The organism is Duganella hordei, assembly GCF_040369125.1.
GTDB lineage: Bacteria > Pseudomonadota > Gammaproteobacteria > Burkholderiales > Burkholderiaceae_D > Rugamonas > Rugamonas hordei.
The window spans coordinates 139,315-153,957 of sequence record NZ_BPWI01000002.1 but is presented as its reverse complement, the minus strand read 5'-3'; the positions used below and the strand labels follow the sequence as shown (position 1 = coordinate 153,957).

The 14,643-nt window shown below is 65.7% G+C and carries 13 protein-coding genes and 1 riboswitch; of the genes, 1 reads left to right on the top strand and 12 read right to left on the bottom strand.

Going from position 1 to position 14,643, the window contains the following annotated elements:
- Window positions 1-3: 3 nt before the first annotated feature.
- The 11 genes from ABWW33_RS04865 to thiC all read right to left on the bottom strand — a co-directional run bounded on the left by ABWW33_RS04865 (window position 4) and on the right by thiC (window position 11,984).
- Window positions 4-2,307, bottom strand: coding sequence for a UvrD-helicase domain-containing protein (locus tag ABWW33_RS04865; protein WP_353399543.1), 2,304 nt, complete (start codon window positions 2,305-2,307; stop codon window positions 4-6).
- A 37-nt stretch (window positions 2,308-2,344) separates the two neighbouring features.
- Window positions 2,345-4,552: a M56 family metallopeptidase gene (locus ABWW33_RS04860; protein WP_353399540.1), complete on the bottom strand. Its 2,208-nt coding sequence runs from the start codon at window positions 4,550-4,552 to the stop codon at window positions 2,345-2,347.
- Between the two features lie 130 nt (window positions 4,553-4,682).
- Entirely contained in the window at window positions 4,683-4,865 is a 183-nt protein-coding gene (locus tag ABWW33_RS04855; protein ID WP_176654758.1) for a hypothetical protein, read from the bottom strand.
- Window positions 4,866-4,993: 128 nt separating this feature from the next.
- The gene (locus ABWW33_RS04850) at window positions 4,994-6,100 is read right to left on the bottom strand and encodes an S-(hydroxymethyl)glutathione dehydrogenase/class III alcohol dehydrogenase (RefSeq protein WP_176654759.1); all 1,107 of its coding nucleotides are present in this window, start codon (window positions 6,098-6,100) and stop codon (window positions 4,994-4,996) included.
- Window positions 6,101-6,199: 99 nt separating this feature from the next.
- Complete coding sequence (locus ABWW33_RS04845) at window positions 6,200-6,655, bottom strand: DNA-binding transcriptional response regulator (RefSeq protein ID WP_353399536.1); 456 nt, start codon at window positions 6,653-6,655, stop codon at window positions 6,200-6,202.
- 229 nt (window positions 6,656-6,884) lie between these two features.
- A complete protein-coding gene (locus tag ABWW33_RS04840) occupies window positions 6,885-7,514 on the bottom strand; it encodes an ANTAR domain-containing response regulator (RefSeq protein ID WP_176654761.1) in 630 nt (209 codons plus the stop codon).
- A 70-nt stretch (window positions 7,515-7,584) separates the two neighbouring features.
- A complete protein-coding gene (gene thiE, locus ABWW33_RS04835) occupies window positions 7,585-8,208 on the bottom strand; it encodes a thiamine phosphate synthase (protein WP_353399533.1) in 624 nt (207 codons plus the stop codon).
- A 9-nt stretch (window positions 8,209-8,217) separates the two neighbouring features.
- The gene (gene thiD / locus ABWW33_RS04830) at window positions 8,218-8,988 is read right to left on the bottom strand and encodes a bifunctional hydroxymethylpyrimidine kinase/phosphomethylpyrimidine kinase (protein ID WP_353400690.1); all 771 of its coding nucleotides are present in this window, start codon (window positions 8,986-8,988) and stop codon (window positions 8,218-8,220) included.
- A 53-nt stretch (window positions 8,989-9,041) separates the two neighbouring features.
- Window positions 9,042-9,827, bottom strand: a complete 786-nt coding sequence (locus ABWW33_RS04825; RefSeq protein WP_353399531.1) for a thiazole synthase — start codon at window positions 9,825-9,827, stop codon at window positions 9,042-9,044.
- A 29-nt stretch (window positions 9,828-9,856) separates the two neighbouring features.
- The gene (gene thiS, locus ABWW33_RS04820; protein ID WP_176654764.1) at window positions 9,857-10,060 is read right to left on the bottom strand and encodes a sulfur carrier protein ThiS; all 204 of its coding nucleotides are present in this window, start codon (window positions 10,058-10,060) and stop codon (window positions 9,857-9,859) included.
- Window positions 10,061-10,067: 7 nt separating this feature from the next.
- Window positions 10,068-11,984 (bottom strand): phosphomethylpyrimidine synthase ThiC, encoded by a 1,917-nt coding sequence (thiC, locus tag ABWW33_RS04815; protein WP_176654765.1) that lies wholly within the window; start codon window positions 11,982-11,984, stop codon window positions 10,068-10,070.
- Between the two features lie 73 nt (window positions 11,985-12,057).
- A riboswitch (TPP riboswitch) is annotated at window positions 12,058-12,163 on the bottom strand.
- Window positions 12,164-12,401: 238 nt separating this feature from the next.
- Between thiC and ABWW33_RS04810 the strand changes: the two genes are divergently transcribed.
- Entirely contained in the window at window positions 12,402-13,625 is a 1,224-nt protein-coding gene (locus ABWW33_RS04810; protein WP_353399528.1) for a DUF4382 domain-containing protein, read from the top strand.
- 29 nt (window positions 13,626-13,654) lie between these two features.
- On the opposite strand, the gene ABWW33_RS04805 is transcribed toward ABWW33_RS04810, so the two are convergent.
- Complete coding sequence (locus tag ABWW33_RS04805) at window positions 13,655-14,551, bottom strand: sterol desaturase family protein (protein WP_353399525.1); 897 nt, start codon at window positions 14,549-14,551, stop codon at window positions 13,655-13,657.
- Window positions 14,552-14,643 lie beyond the last annotated feature (92 nt).

Genomic DNA, 14,643 nt, shown 5'->3' with positions numbered 1-14,643 from the left:
GCTTTAACGCCCCATCCGTTCCAGCTTGGCGATGCTCAGGTCCAGCACCTTCATGCCGTGGCTGCCGAAGTTGATCTGGGCGCGCGCATTGCTGCCGCTGCCCTCGATGTTGACGATCACGCCTTCGCCGAACTTGCCATGGGCGACCGACTCGCCGATGCGCCAGCCGGCGCCGGGCGCCTTCTGCGCGATCTTCTGCGCGATGGCGTTGTCTGAACCGACCAGCGGCGTTTCGTCCCAGGCCGACTTCTTGTTGGCGAACCAGTGCGACTGCACTTTCGGCGACAGCCACTTCAACGACTCTTCCGGCAACTCGTCGAAGAAGCGCGACTTCATGTTGTAGCGGGTCTGTCCATGCAGCATGCGGGTCTGCGCGAAGCACATGTACAGGCGCTGGCGCGCGCGCGTGATCGCCACGTACATCAGGCGGCGCTCTTCCTCCACGCCGTCATGCTCGCGCGAGCTGCTCTCGTGCGGGAACAGGCCCTCTTCCAGTCCGGTGATGAAGACGTTGTTGAACTCCAGTCCCTTGGCCGAGTGCACCGTCATCATCTGCACGGCTTCCTGGCCGGCGGTGGCCTGGTTGTCGCCCGCCTCCAGCGACGCGTGCGACAGGAAGGCAGACAACGGCGACATCACGGTGGCCAGCGGCGCATCGGCGTCGAGGATCTCGAAGCCATCCTCGTTGACGATCGGCGCGCCGGACTGGGCTTGCGCCTGCGGGCCCAGGTGCGCGGGCGCGCCCTGGCCGAAGCCTTCTTCCGAGACGAACTGCGTGGCCGCGCTGACCATCTGCTCCAGATTCTCTATGCGGTCGGCCCCTTCTTTTTCAGTCTGGTAGTGGGCCAGCAGGCCGGAAGCCTCCAGCACCACGCGCACCAGTTCCGGCAAGGCCATCTGCTGCGTCTCGAAGCGCGCGCCCTCGATCAGCTTGACGAAGCCGCCCAGCGACGAGCCGGCCTTGCCCGCCACATAAGGCACGGCGGCGTACAGCGAGACGCGGTGCTGGTCGGCGGCCGCCTGCAGCGCTTCGATCGAGCGCAGGCCGATGCCGCGCGTCGGGAAATTCACCACCCGCAGGAAGGCCGAATCGTTGTGCGGGTTGTCCATCAGCTGCAGGTAGGCGATCGCATGCTTGACCTCGGCGCGCTGGAAGTAGCGCAGGCCGCCATAGACGTGGTACGGAATGCCGGCCGAGAACAGCGCATGCTCGATCACGCGCGACTGCGCGTTGGAGCGGTACAGCACGGCGATCTCGCTGCGGGCGGCGCCGTCGGCGATCAGGTTCTTGGTTTCCTCGATGATCCACTGCGCCTCGGCCAGGTCCGAGCTGGCCTCGTAGACGCGCACCGGCTCGCCGTGGCCGGCGTCGGTGCGCAGGTTCTTGCCCAGGCGCTTGCTGTTGTTGGCGATCAGCACGTTGGCGGCATCGAGGATGTGGCCGTGCGAGCGGTAATTCTGCTCCAGCTTGATCAGGTTCTTGACGTGGAACTCGCGTTCGAACGCGCTCATGTTGCCCACGTTGGCGCCGCGGAAGGCGTAGATGCTCTGGTCGTCGTCGCCGACGGCAAACAGCGCGCCGCCGCCGTCGCGCTCGCCGTGGCCGGCCAGCAGCTTGAGCCACTTGTATTGCAGGTCGTTGGTGTCCTGGAACTCGTCGACCAGGATGTGCTTGAAGCGCTGCTGGTAGTGTTCGCGCAGCGGCTGGTTGCGGCTGAGCAGCTCGTAGGTGCGCAGCAGCAGCTCGGCGAAATCGACCACGCCTTCGCGCTGGCATTGATCGTCGTACATCTGGTACAGCTCGACCTTCTTGCGCTCGTCGGCGTTGTAGGGATCGATCTTGTCGGCGCGCAGGCCCTGGTCCTTGGCGTTGTTGATGAAGTACATCACCTCTTTCGGCGGAAACTTCTCATCGTCGACGTTGTTGGCCTTGATCAGGCGCTTGATGGCGGACAGCTGGTCTTGCGAATCGAGGATCTGGAAGGTCTGCGGCAGCGCGGCGTCGCGGTGGTGGGTGCGCAGCAGGCGGTTGCACAGGCCGTGAAAGGTGCCGATCCACATGCCGCGTGTATTAATCGGCAACATCGCCGACAAACGCGTCATCATCTCCTTCGCCGCCTTGTTGGTGAAGGTCACGGCGAGCAGGCCTGACGGCGACACCTGCCCGGTCTGGATCAGCCAGGCGATGCGGGTGGTCAGTACGCGGGTTTTGCCGGAGCCGGCGCCCGCCAGGATCAGGGCGCTTTGTGCCGGCAGGGTCACGGCGGCGAGTTGTTCGTCGTTGAGGTTGTGAAGAAGATTTTGCATCCCGTGATTATACCGGGACTCACCTCAACGACGCGGTTCAAGCCGACGGTACGGGCACCGCTTTGCCGTTTTTCTGGGCTTCACGTATCAGTTCCCTGGTCGTACGCTCGGCTTCGCGGCTGGCCTTGGCCTGCTCGCGGCCCAGTTCGCCCATCTGCCGGCCCAGTTCCACCATCGGCCGGTTTTGCTCGGCCATCTTGCGGCTCATTTCCTGCACCGGCACGTGCGCCTGGGCGATCTTTGCCGCCTGCGCGGAGATCTCGGCCTGGTATTGCGCTATCTGCTTGCCCAGCGGTTCCATTTCGGCGCGCAACTGGTCCTGCCTGGCGCGGTAGGCGCGCATTTTCTCAGGAGTGGGATCGCCTTCTATTTCGCGCGCGGCCTGCTCCATCTTGCGGCCGACAGTTTCCTGCTGGCGCACCACGCGCTCCAGCTGGCGGTGCTGGCGTTCCAGCTCGCGCTCGGGTCCGCTGGCGGTCTCGCGGGAGACGGCTTCCATCTGCGCGCCTATCGCTTCCATCGCCTTGCCCTGCACTTCCATTTTCTTGCCCTGCTCTTCCATCTGTTTGCCGATGCGGTTGGCCGGCCCCCAGGCCTCGTTGACCTTGGCGAGCGTGACGGGATCCTGGATCACATAGGTTTTGTCGCCGTCGCGGAACCAGACGAAATCGCCCTTCATGGATTGGCGCATGCCGTCGACGCGGGCCAGGTCGCGCCTGTCGGCGGAGACGGTCATGCGGTCACGGTCGGCCTGCACCAGCGCGTAGGCGAAGTCGGCATCGTTGCGGTTCATCGCCAGGCGGTCGAATTTGAAAGAGCGCACGCCGTTCGGACCGGTCTGGACCCGCAGGTCGGACGCAGCAATTGCAGGAACCGGTGGCAATGGGGGAATTTCCACGGCGCGCATCGCCGGCACTGCCGGGATGGCGGGAATGGCCGGAATAGCTGGAATGGCCGGAATAGCTGGAATAGCTGGAATAGCGGGAACCGGTGGCACTACATGGATCGCCATACGTGCTGCGGGTGCAGCAGGAGCGGCAGGAGCGGCCGGCGCAGCTGGGGCTGCTGGAGCTGCCTTCGCGGCGGGCGCGGCCTTGGCGGCCGGCGCCGGCTTGGCGACCGGGTACGGCGCTGGCTCGGGGGCTGGCACCGGATCGGGTGCGGGCGCGGCGGCAGGAGCCACCGCGCTTTGCGGCTCGGCCATGGCGGCAGCCGGCGGCGCGGCATGGGCGTAGAACACGGCGCCGGCGGCGAACAAACCCATCAAGGGCAAAGCCATCTTCCAGCTGACCGGTTCAACATCGGGACGCAGCAGGCGTTTGATACGAGACATGAGATTTCCTCCGTGAGCCGCGTGGGCAAGTTGTGTGGTATCGAACTGGAAACGATCCAGTTCCGACAGGGCTTGCGCCAGCCGTTGCGGCTGGCCGAGCATGCCTACCGCCAGGTCGTCGGCGATTTGTTCCCGCTCGATCCGTATCCTGCGTGACAAGGCCCAAACACTAGGGTGATAGAACAGCACGATTTCTATCGCGCTTTGAATCAGGTTGACCAGGTAGTCGTGCCGCTTGATGTGCGCCAGTTCATGCGCCAGCAGCGCCTCGAGCAAATCGGGCGGCATGCCGCTGACCAGCGCCGTCGGCACCAGCACGATCGGACGCCAGCAGCCGGCGGTGATCGGGCTGTCGAGCAGGTCGGCCACGCCCAGCCTGACGTGCTGCGGAATCTCGAAGCGGCGCGCCAGCTCGGACAAGCGGCGCTGCCAGTAATGATTGACGGTGTATTCGTCGGGACGGGTGCGCTCGGCCACCCATTTCAGGCCCACCGCCAGCCGCAGCGACATCAGCGCCGCGCCGGCCAGCCACAGGCCGACCACCCACGGCAGCTGGCGGCGCAACATGGTTTCCCAGGCAGACAAGGTATCGTCGCCGAACAGGGTCGGCACGATGGCGGCGGCGCCAAGTCCGGCGCCGGCCGTGCCATCGGCATCGACCAGCACGCTCAGCATGTGGACCGCGCTGTCGCCGCGGTTGGCGTCGGCCAGGTGCATGAAGATGCTGGCCAGCGGCAGCGCCGCGCACAACAGCATGCCGGCGCAGGCCACCGCATACCGGGTCTGCGGACGGGCGCCGCGCAGCGCATGCATCGCCAGCGCAACGCCCCAGCCGATCAGCAGGCCTTGCCAGATGAAATGCAGCAGTGCCCAGCCTACGGCGGGCACCAGGGCCGGCAGGACGCTATTCATAAGCGCCTGCCTGCCGTGAAATCGTCACCATGCGTATTGCTTCCATGCCGCACTCCCAGTTGATGGATGTAGAATAAATTATCTAGATGACGATGTCTAGAACTTTTTTTCTACATGCGGCCAACGGTGTTTAACGTGCGCGCTTGGCGCTGATGGTCACGACCGGCATCTTGACGCCGTCCACCACGGCCACCTTCACCGAGCCGGGATCGATCGCGGGTGCGGTGCGCACTTCGGCGCTGGCGTAGCCGGTGGCGCACAGGATGACTGCGCTGGCTACAAAGATGACTTCCATGTTTTTCAGTACGTTCATGATGTTTCTCCTTCAGTGGTGGGCCTTGCTTCCATGACTCCACTGTAGACAAACACCCCGCCGAGCGCCTGCGGATTGCGACGGAATGCAACTTTGACGGAGCAAAGCGCATCCCGCCGCGACGGACGTCAGTAAATGACCACCGAACGGATCGATTCGCCGCTCTTCATCAGGTCGAAGCCTTCGTTGATGCGCTCCAGCGGCAGACGGTGGGTGATCAGGTCGTCGATATTGAGCTTGCCTTCCATATACCAGTCGACGATCTTCGGCACGTCGGTGCGGCCGCGCGCGCCGCCGAAGGCCGAACCCTTCCACACGCGCCCCGTCACCAGCTGGAACGGACGGGTGGAAATCTCCTGCCCCGCCGCCGCCACGCCGATGATGATCGACTGGCCCCAGCCCTTGTGGCAGCACTCCAGCGCCTGGCGCATGGTGGTGGTGTTGCCGATGCACTCGAAGCTGTAGTCGGCGCCGCCGTCGGTCAGCTGGATGATCGCGTCGACCACGTTGTCCACCTCCTTCGGATTGACGAAATGGGTCATGCCGAACTTGCGCGCCATCTCCTGGCGGGCCGGGTTGATGTCGACGCCGATGATCTTGTCGGCGCCCACCATTTTGGCCGCCTGGATCACGTTCAGGCCGATGCCGCCCAGGCCGAATACGACGACGTTGGCGCCAGCCTCCACCTTGGCCGTGAACAGCACGGCGCCGACGCCGGTGGTCACGCCGCAGCCGATGTAGCAGACTTTATCGAACGGCGCGTCCTCGCGGATCTTGGCCAGCGCGATTTCCGGCACCACGATGTAGTTGGAGAAGGTCGACGTGCCCATGTAGTGATAGATCGGCTTGCCGTCGATGGAGAAGCGGCTGGTCGCATCCGGCATCAGGCCGCGGCCCTGGGTCGAGCGGATCGACTGGCACAGGTTGGTCTTTTGCGACAGGCAGAACTTGCATTGGCGGCATTCCGGCGTGTACAGCGGAATGACGTGGTCGTCCTTCTTCAGCGACTTGACGCCGGGGCCGACGTCGACCACCACGCCCGCGCCCTCATGGCCCAGGATGGCCGGAAAGATGCCTTCCGGATCGGCGCCCGACAGCGTGTAGTAGTCGGTGTGGCAGATGCCGGTGGCCTTGATTTCCACCAGCACCTCGCCCTCGCGCGGACCGCCCAGTTCCACTTCCTCGATCGTCAGCGGTTTGCCCGCCTGCCATGCAATGGCTGCTTTGGTTTTCATTGTTCGTCCTGTGGCTGCGTTGTTCGGGATGCCGGAACGGGCGTGCCGTTCCGGTGATCCGCCATGATAGCAAGCCGGGGACGATCTGTGGTGCGGGGACTATTGCGGCTCGACCGGCATCGCCTGGCCGATGCCGAGCAGGTCGGACACCGTGCGCCACAGCTGGCGCGGCGAAGTCCACGGCTTGGGCAGGAAGGCGCTGCCGACGGTGTGGCGTTCCGGGTGGCGCGCCGAATACAGCAGCACCCGGGCGTCGCCCTGGCGCATGCGCACCGTCGACAGCAGGTCGGCGCCGTCGCCGTCCGGCAGGTCGGGATCGATCACCACCAGCGCGAACTGCTCCAGCTCCAGCAGCCGCTGCGCGGCCGCGAAGGTCGCCGCGTGGGTGACGTGGGTTTCCGGCACAAGCAAGGTCGACAGCACCAGCGCGGCGTCGGCGTCGCCGTCCACATGCAGCACGCGCGGCGCCGTCGCAAAGATGGAAAAGCCGATGGCAGCACCGCCCTCCTGGTCGTTGAAGGGCCGGTAGGTGTCCCGGGAAATATCGTTGGTCATGGGTGTCTCCGCACACAAAGCTGATAGAAATGCGATGCCCGGCTACTGGGTAAGACAGGGAATCGCAGACGATCGGCGGAGTTGGGCCGAGGGAATCAAGACGGGCGCAGGGAACAGGCGGCCGGTGAGGCGGCAGGCGCAGGTTGGAGGCCCTGCCGCGTAGTACTACGTATAGTGTATCTGAAAAATTCCCGAAGGCAAGAAAATGCTTGCCTTCAGGCACAGATGTTTACTTTTTGAGACGCTGGTTGAAGGCGGCGTGCAGGCTGTTCAGTGTTTCCTCGGCCGACAGCAGCTGGTCGGCCACCTCGTTGACCTTGCGCCGGTTGGAGCGGGCGTGGTCGCGCAGCACCTCGAAGGCGGTGTTGCGGTCGGTCTGGAATTTGCACATCAGCAAGCCGACGGCCAGGCTGGTCTCGCGGCCGGCGGCCAGCGCCGCGTTCAGGTTCAGCTCGGTGCGCCGCAACTGGCGGATTTCGTCGGCGCGGGCCAGGCCGGCGGCAAAGGCCGGCATCAGATGCTTCTCGTCGACCGGCTTGACCAGGAAGCCGACCGCGCCATAGGAGGCGGCCTGCTTGCCGGCGTCGGCGTCGCCGCGGCCGGACAGGAACATGAAAGGCACCGAACTGGTCGCGTGCAGCTGCTTGGCCAGTTCCAGGCCGTTCATGCCGGGCATGTGAATGTCCAGCAAGGCCAGGTCGGGCTCGCGCTGGGCGATCGCCTGCAGGGCCTGCTCGGCGGACGACGCTTTCAGGATGTCGTAGCCGGCGTGGCCGAGCACCTCGCCGAGGAAGTCGAGCAGCAGTTGATCGTCGTCGACGATGAGTATCAAACGCTTCGGGCTGGTAGGTACATTCATGTGGCGGCAACCTTGGGCTTAAGCTAACGCTCCAATTATACGGCCGAAAACCACCCGTGACGCGAACGTTTTATTGCATTTTGTACAGCGCCAGGAAGCGGCCGACGGCGGCGGCCACGCTGTCGGCCTGGTACACGCTGCTGATGGCGGCCACCATGTTGGCGCCCCTGTCCACCAGCGGCGCGGCGTTTTCCGGCGTCATGCCGCCGATGACGACGGTCGGCACGGCGATCGCCTCGCGCGCCTGGTCGAGGATCTCCAACTTGGTAGTCACCGCGTATTTTTTCACGCGCGACGGGTAGAAGCCGCCGAACGCCACATAGCTGGCGCCGGCCGCCTGCGCATCCAGCGCGCGCGGCATGTCGCCGTAGCAGGAGGCGCCGATGATCTTGCCGGAGCCGAGCCGGGCGCGGACCTGCGCGACTTCGGCGTCGGTGCCGCCGAGGTGGACGCCGTCGGCATCGATCTGCTCGCACAGCTCGACGAAATCGTTGACGATGAACGGCACGCCGTAACGCCGGCACAGCGCCAGCAGCGCCGTGGCCTGCGCCAGGCGCAGTTCGGGGCCGGCTTCCTTGTGGCGGTATTGCAGCATCGCAATGCCGTCGCGGCCGGCGGCCAGCGCCTGTTCGCTCAGGTCCAGCAGGCGGTCGGTGTCGTCCCAGTTGGGGGTGACCAGGTAAAGTCCTTGCATGATGCCCTCTCAGCTTAGGGGTGAGCGCAGCGGGATGCGCTGGCCGGCGGCCACCGCGTAGGCGTCGCGCAGCGCGCCGTGGGTGTATTGCTGGGCCAGCGACAGCGCGCCGGCGGTCGGCGCGCCCAGCGCCAGCTGGCCGGCGATGGCCGATGCCAGCGTGCAGCCGCTGCCGTGGAAGCCGCCGTCCAGGCGCGGCCAGCGCCATTCGCGCTCGGCATCGCCGGCGCGCACGGCGCCGTGGGACGGGCCGAACCAGCGGTTGACCACTTCGTCGCCGTCGGCATGGCCGCCGGTGATCAGCACATGGCGGCAGCCGCGCGCCAGCAGCGCCTGCGCCTGGGCGGCCGGCTGGGCTTCGCCCGTCAGCGCCTGCGCTTCCGGCCCGTTCGGCGTCAGCACCGTCGCCAGCGCCAGCAGCGGCGCCAGTGCCTTCACGGCGTCATCGCGCGACAGCAGGTCGCCATGGCCGCTGGCCAGCACCGGATCCAGCACCACCGGCAGGTCCGGCTGGCGGCCGCGCAGGCGCACGATCACCTCGGCGATCGCCAGCGCATTGGCAGCGCTGCCGGGGATGCCGATCTTCACCGCGCCGATGGCCATCTTCTCGACCAGCGTCCACGCCTGGCGCAGCACCATGCCGCTGTCGACCGGCTGCACGCCGTGGACGCGGTCATTGTCCTGCACCGTCAGCGCGGTGACGACGGTGAGCGCATGCGCGCCCTGCCCGGCGACGGCCTGCAGGTCCGCCGCGACGCCGGCGCCGCCGGACGGATCCATCCCGGCGAACACCAGCACGCAAGGCCGTTTGTCCGCAGCCTGCAGCGTCGCGCTCACGACAGCCGGCCGGCCATCGGCGACGACGGCGAGGCCGCGAACTTGCGCGGAATGCGGCCGGCCAGGTAGGCCTCGCGGCCCGCCTGCACCGCCAGCTTCATGGCGCGCGCCATGCGCACCGGATCCCGCGCGCCGGCGATGGCGGTGTTCATCAGCACGCCGTCGCAGCCCAGCTCCATCGCGATGGCGGCGTCGGACGCGGTGCCGACGCCGGCGTCGACCAGCACCGGCACCTTGGACTGCTCGATGATCAGAGACAGGTTCCAAGGATTCAAAATGCCCATGCCGGAACCGATCAAAGAGGCCAACGGCATCACCGCCACGCAGCCGATGTCCTCGAGGATCTTGGCCTGGATCGGATCGTCGCTGCAGTAGACCATGACGTCGAAGCCATCCTTGACCAGCGCCTCGGCGGCGATCAGCGTTTCCGGCATGTGCGGGAACAGCGTCTTCTCGTCGCCCAGCACTTCGAGCTTGACCAGCTTGTGGCCGTTCAACAGCTCGCGCGCCATCTGCAGCGTGTAGATGGCGTCCTTGGCGGTGTAGCAGCCGGCCGTGTTGGGCAGGATGGTGTATTGCGACGGCGGCAGCACGTCCAGCAGGCTGGGCGCCTTCGGATCCTGGCCGATGTTGACGCGGCGGATCGCCACGGTGATGATTTCCGCTTCGGCGGCGTCGGTCGCCTCGCGGGTTTGCGGCAGGTCCTTGTACTTGCCGCTGCCGACCAGCAGCCGCGATGTGTAGCTCTTGCCTGCGATAGTCAATACGTCTTGATTGCTCATGTCCGTTCCTTATTCAAGTTCCTTGCCGATCAACCGCCGCCGATGGCGCGCACGATGTCGACCTTGTCCTGCGGCTGCAGCTCGCGCTGCGGCCACTGCTGGCGCGGCACCACCGAGCGGTTGACCGCCAGCGCCAGCGCCTGCCCCGTCAACGACAGCGCATCGACCAGTTGATCCAGCGTCTGCCTCGGCGGCACCGCGTGCGGCGCGCCGTTGAGTTCAATCTCGATCATGCCGGCCTCACAGCTTGCGATACAGCTCGGCGCCGCTCTTGATGAACTCCACCGCCTTGACCTGCATGCCCTGCTGCAGCGCCGCGCCGTCGGACATGCCGTTGGCCGCCGCGTACTCGCGCACTTCCTGCGTGATCTTCATCGAGCAGAAATGCGGACCGCACATCGAGCAGAAGTGCGCCACCTTGGCCGAATCCTTGGGCAGGGTCTCGTCGTGGAACTCGCGCGCCTTGTCCGGGTCGAGGCCGATGTTGAACTGGTCGTCCCAGCGGAATTCGAAGCGCGCCTTGGACAGCGCGTTGTCGCGGATCTGCGCGCCCGGATGGCCCTTGGCCAGGTCGGCCGCATGGGCGGCGATCTTGTAGGTGATGATACCGTCCTTGACGTCGTTCTTGTCGGGCAGGCCCAGATGCTCCTTGGGCGTGACGTAGCACAGCATCGCCGTGCCGTACCAGCCGATCTGCGCGGCGCCGATGCCGGAGGTGATGTGGTCGTAGCCCGGCGCGATGTCGGTGGTCAAAGGGCCCAGCGTATAGAACGGCGCTTCGTGGCACTGCTCCAGCTGCAGGTCCATGTTCTCTTTAATGAGCTGCATCGGCACGTGGCCGGGGCCTTCGATCATCACCTGCACGTCGTGCTTCCAGGCGATCTGGGTCAGCTCGCCCAGGGTTTTCAGTTCGCCCAGCTGCGCCTCGTCGTTGGCGTCGTAGATCGAGCCGGGACGCAGGCCATCGCCCAGCGAGAACGACACGTCGTAGGCCTTCATGATCTGGCAGATCTCTTCGAAGTGCGTGTACAGGAACGATTCCTTGTGATGCGCCAGGCACCACTTGGCCATGATCGAACCGCCGCGCGAGACAATGCCGGTCAGGCGCTTGGCCGTCATCGGCACGTAGCGCAGCAGCACGCCGGCGTGGATGGTGAAGTAGTCGACGCCCTGCTCCGCCTGCTCGATCAGCGTGTCGCGATAGATTTCCCAGGTCAGGTCCTCGGCCTTGCCGTTGACCTTTTCCAGCGCCTGGTAGATCGGCACGGTGCCGATAGGTACGGGGCTGTTGCGGATGATCCATTCGCGCGTTTCGTGGATATGCTTGCCGGTGGACAGGTCCATGACGTTGTCGCCGCCCCAGCGGATGGCCCAGGTCATCTTCTCCACTTCCTCGCCGATCGACGAGGTGACGGCCGAGTTGCCGATGTTGGCGTTGATCTTGACCAGGAAGTTGCGGCCGATGATCATCGGCTCGATTTCCGGGTGGTTGATGTTGGCCGGGATGATGGCGCGGCCGCGGGCGATTTCCTCGCGCACGAATTCCGGCGTGATCTCGGCCGGGATGCTGGCGCCGAACGACTGGCCCGGATGCTGGCGGCCCATCAGGTCGGCCAGGCGCTGGCCCATCGGGCCGGACGTCTTCAGGCTCTCCAGGTATTCCTTGCGGCGCAGGTTTTCGCGGATGGCGACGAACTCCATCTCCGGCGTGATGATGCCCTGGCGGGCGTAGTGCATCTGCGTGACGTTCTTGCCCTCGCGCGCGCGGCGCGGCTTGCGGTGCAGGTTGAAGCGCAGCTCGGCCAGCGCCGGATCGGCCAGGCGCGCCTGGCCATATTCGGAGGTCGGACCGTCCAGTTCCTCGGTGTCGTTGCGCTCCAGTATCCACGGCAGGCGCGGCGTCGACGCCAGGCCGGAACGGATGTCGATCACCGCGTCGGGATCGGTGTACGGGCCGGAGGTATCGTAGACGTAGATCGGCGGATTGGCCTCGAAGCCGAACGATGCCGGCGTGTCGGACTGGGTGATTTCGCGCATCGGCACGCGGATGTCGGGACGGCTGCCTTGAACGTAGACCTTGCGGGAATTGGGTAAAGGCTTGATGGCTGCCTCGTCCACCGTGGCGGTGGCGGAGAGGAATTTGGCGTTGGCGTTCATTTGGCTCCTTTGTTAGCTACAGGAGCCAGCAAAGGAGGTTGGACTTGCCCATCACGGATACGGCGATGTGTGGCGGCGATGTCCTAAGCTTCCCTTCGCTGGCATTATCCAGATCAGGTTCGGAGGGTATTTCTCACCCGCGCCTCGCTGTGCGATTTGCAGGACCCCTAGCGTTTGCCACCTTGCGGCAGCGCGACGATTATAACCTTGCCTTGGGAATTACAACAACCGATTCTTCCTCGGCACAGAAAATACCCTGCGTGCGGATTCAAGCGAGCCGAGGTGTAACAAATGTAAGAGGCGCGCGCTATGTTCGGCATCGCACATAAAAGTTTCTAGAAAGAACTCACACTATCCGCACAGCGACACCGCGTCGCCACAACAAGCGCCAGACGCGCGATTATCGGGAGACCCATCATGAAACCAGCACGCCCATCCATCTATCTTGCCGCCGCCGCGGCCTTGTCCCTGTCCGGCCTGAGTGCCTGCGGCGGCGGTGGCGGCAGCAGCGGCGATACCGCCCCCCCAGTCACCATGGGCACGCTGGCCGTGTCGATGACGGACGCGCCGTCTTGCGGCTTCGATGCCGTCAACGTCACGGTCAACAAGGTACGCGTCAACCAGAGCAGCTCGGCCAGCGACACCGATGCCGGCTGGACCGACATCACACTGAACCCGGCCCGCAAGATCAACCTGCTGACCCTGACCAACGGCACGCTGGAGGCGCTGGGACAAACCGCGCTGACCGCCGGCCACTACACGCAGCTGCGGCTGGTGCTCGACCCGAACACCGGCAACGGACTGGCCAACTCCGTCGTCGTCAGCGGCAGCACCACCGAGCAATCGCTGGATACGCCGAGCGCGGTGCAAAGCGGCATCAAGCTGATCAACGCCTTCGATGTCGCCGCCGGCCAGCGCGTCGACCTGGTGCTGGACTTCGACGCCTGCAAATCCATCGTCACCAAGGGCAACGGCAAGTACGCGCTGAAACCGGTGGTGAAGGTGATCCCGACCACGCTGAACGGCATCGGCGGCTTCGTCTCGACCGCGCTGCTGGCCAGCCACGTGATGGTGTCGGCGCAGCAGAGCGGCGCCATCGTCAGCGCCACCACGCCCAATCCCACCACCGGCGAGTTCGCGCTCAGCCGCCTGCCGCTGGGCAATTACGACGTGGTGGTCACGGCCGACAGCCGCGCCGCCGCCGTGGTCGGCACAGTGCCGGTGACCAGCACCTCGGCCACGGTCGCCATCAGCACCGCCGCCGCGCCGATCACGCTGCCGGCCACCGCCACCGGCAGCATCGGCGGCACCGTCACGCTGACGCCGGCCAGCAGCACCGCCACCGCCTACGTCGCCGCCAAGCAGAGCTTCGTGGCCGGGCCGACGGTCACGATCAAATACCAGGGCGCCGACCTGGCCAGCGGCAGCTACACGCTGAGCGGCCTGCCGGTCGGCGCGCCGCAATACGCGGTGTACAGCGCCACGCTGCCGCTGCAATTCGCCAGCGCCGCCACCGTACTGCCGGGCGCGGGCAAATACATGGTCGAGGCCTCCGCCGAGGGCTACACCACGGCCAGCCTGCCGCTGGTCGACATCTCCCTGCTCAATCAAAGCAACGTCAACTTCAGCCTGAAGCCATAAGCGCCGGGAGGCGAACCGGGCTTGCCCTTTTACCGGAAGGGCAAGCCCAGCAACCTGACCAATTGGCGGTCGCCGGGATATTGCTCGCGGTCCGCCACGCCCAGCCGCTCCGGCGCCGCGCCCGGCAAGCGGAAGGTGCCGAACAGCTGGTCCCAGATCGAGACGGTGGCGCCATAGTTCCCTGCCTCATCCAGGCTGGCGCTGTGATGAAAACGGTGCAGCTCGGTGCCGATCAACAAGCGGTTGAACCATCCCGCCCTGGCATCGACGTTGAAGTGCGACACCAGCCCCTGGAAGCCATTGAACGCCGAGGCGGCGAACACGGCCGCCGGCGAAAAGCCGAACAGGATGGCCGGCAGCATCAGCAGCACGCGGACGTAGGCACTGTTGATGGGATGACCCACCACATGCATGAACACGTACACCTCGCCAGGCAGATGGTGGACCGCATGGGTCTTCCACAGCCAGCGGCCCAGCCAGCCCCGCCCTTCATGGCTGTAGCGATGCAGCCAGTACCAGAGAAAATCCGACATCAGCACCGCGCAGACAGCTTCAACCTGCCAGGGCAGCGCGCTGTGATGAAGCGGTAGCCCCGCGTGACGACCGGCCAGCCAGGTCACGGCCTGCGTGGTCGCGGCAATCGTCGCGCCGTTGACGACCAGCATCGGCAAATCGCGCCGCAGGAACGATGCCCGGGTCATGTTCCACTCGCTGCGCATCGGCGCGAGTCGCTCCAGGGCCACCATGGTGGCGATCAGGGTCAGCAGATAAACCGGATAGGCTTGGCCAAGCGGCCCGAGCCGGCCGCCGACCGCGGCGTGGATGAAAACCAGCGTGGCGGCCAGGGCGAGCGGATAAAACAGATAGCACCGCCAGTTCGGGCGGGACGCGGCGAAAGGCCGCACGGGCACAAGGGGATCGGACATGGACTACACTCCTGGAATGGACACGTGTTCATGATCGCCCACGGTTCTTCGCCGCGACAGCGCGAAGGCCGGGGCTGTGTCCGTTAGCAGAC

Coding starts and splice junctions, on each gene's coding strand:
- thiE (WP_353399533.1), bottom strand. CDS start 8,208: ATGCAAGGACTTTACCTGGTCACCCCCAACTGGGACGACACCGACCGC.
- ABWW33_RS04810 (WP_353399528.1), top strand. CDS start 12,402: ATGAAACCAGCACGCCCATCCATCTATCTTGCCGCCGCCGCGGCCTTG.
- thiS (WP_176654764.1), bottom strand. CDS start 10,060: ATGATCGAGATTGAACTCAACGGCGCGCCGCACGCGGTGCCGCCGAGG.
- ABWW33_RS04840 (WP_176654761.1), bottom strand. CDS start 7,514: ATGAATGTACCTACCAGCCCGAAGCGTTTGATACTCATCGTCGACGAC.
- ABWW33_RS04825 (WP_353399531.1), bottom strand. CDS start 9,827: ATGAGCAATCAAGACGTATTGACTATCGCAGGCAAGAGCTACACATCG.
- ABWW33_RS04860 (WP_353399540.1), bottom strand. CDS start 4,552: ATGAATAGCGTCCTGCCGGCCCTGGTGCCCGCCGTAGGCTGGGCACTG.
- ABWW33_RS04865 (WP_353399543.1), bottom strand. CDS start 2,307: ATGCAAAATCTTCTTCACAACCTCAACGACGAACAACTCGCCGCCGTG.
- ABWW33_RS04855 (WP_176654758.1), bottom strand. CDS start 4,865: ATGAACGTACTGAAAAACATGGAAGTCATCTTTGTAGCCAGCGCAGTC.
- thiC (WP_176654765.1), bottom strand. CDS start 11,984: ATGAACGCCAACGCCAAATTCCTCTCCGCCACCGCCACGGTGGACGAG.
- thiD (WP_353400690.1), bottom strand. CDS start 8,988: ATGGATCCGTCCGGCGGCGCCGGCGTCGCGGCGGACCTGCAGGCCGTC.
- ABWW33_RS04845 (WP_353399536.1), bottom strand. CDS start 6,655: ATGACCAACGATATTTCCCGGGACACCTACCGGCCCTTCAACGACCAG.
- ABWW33_RS04850 (WP_176654759.1), bottom strand. CDS start 6,100: ATGAAAACCAAAGCAGCCATTGCATGGCAGGCGGGCAAACCGCTGACG.
- ABWW33_RS04805 (WP_353399525.1), bottom strand. CDS start 14,551: ATGTCCGATCCCCTTGTGCCCGTGCGGCCTTTCGCCGCGTCCCGCCCG.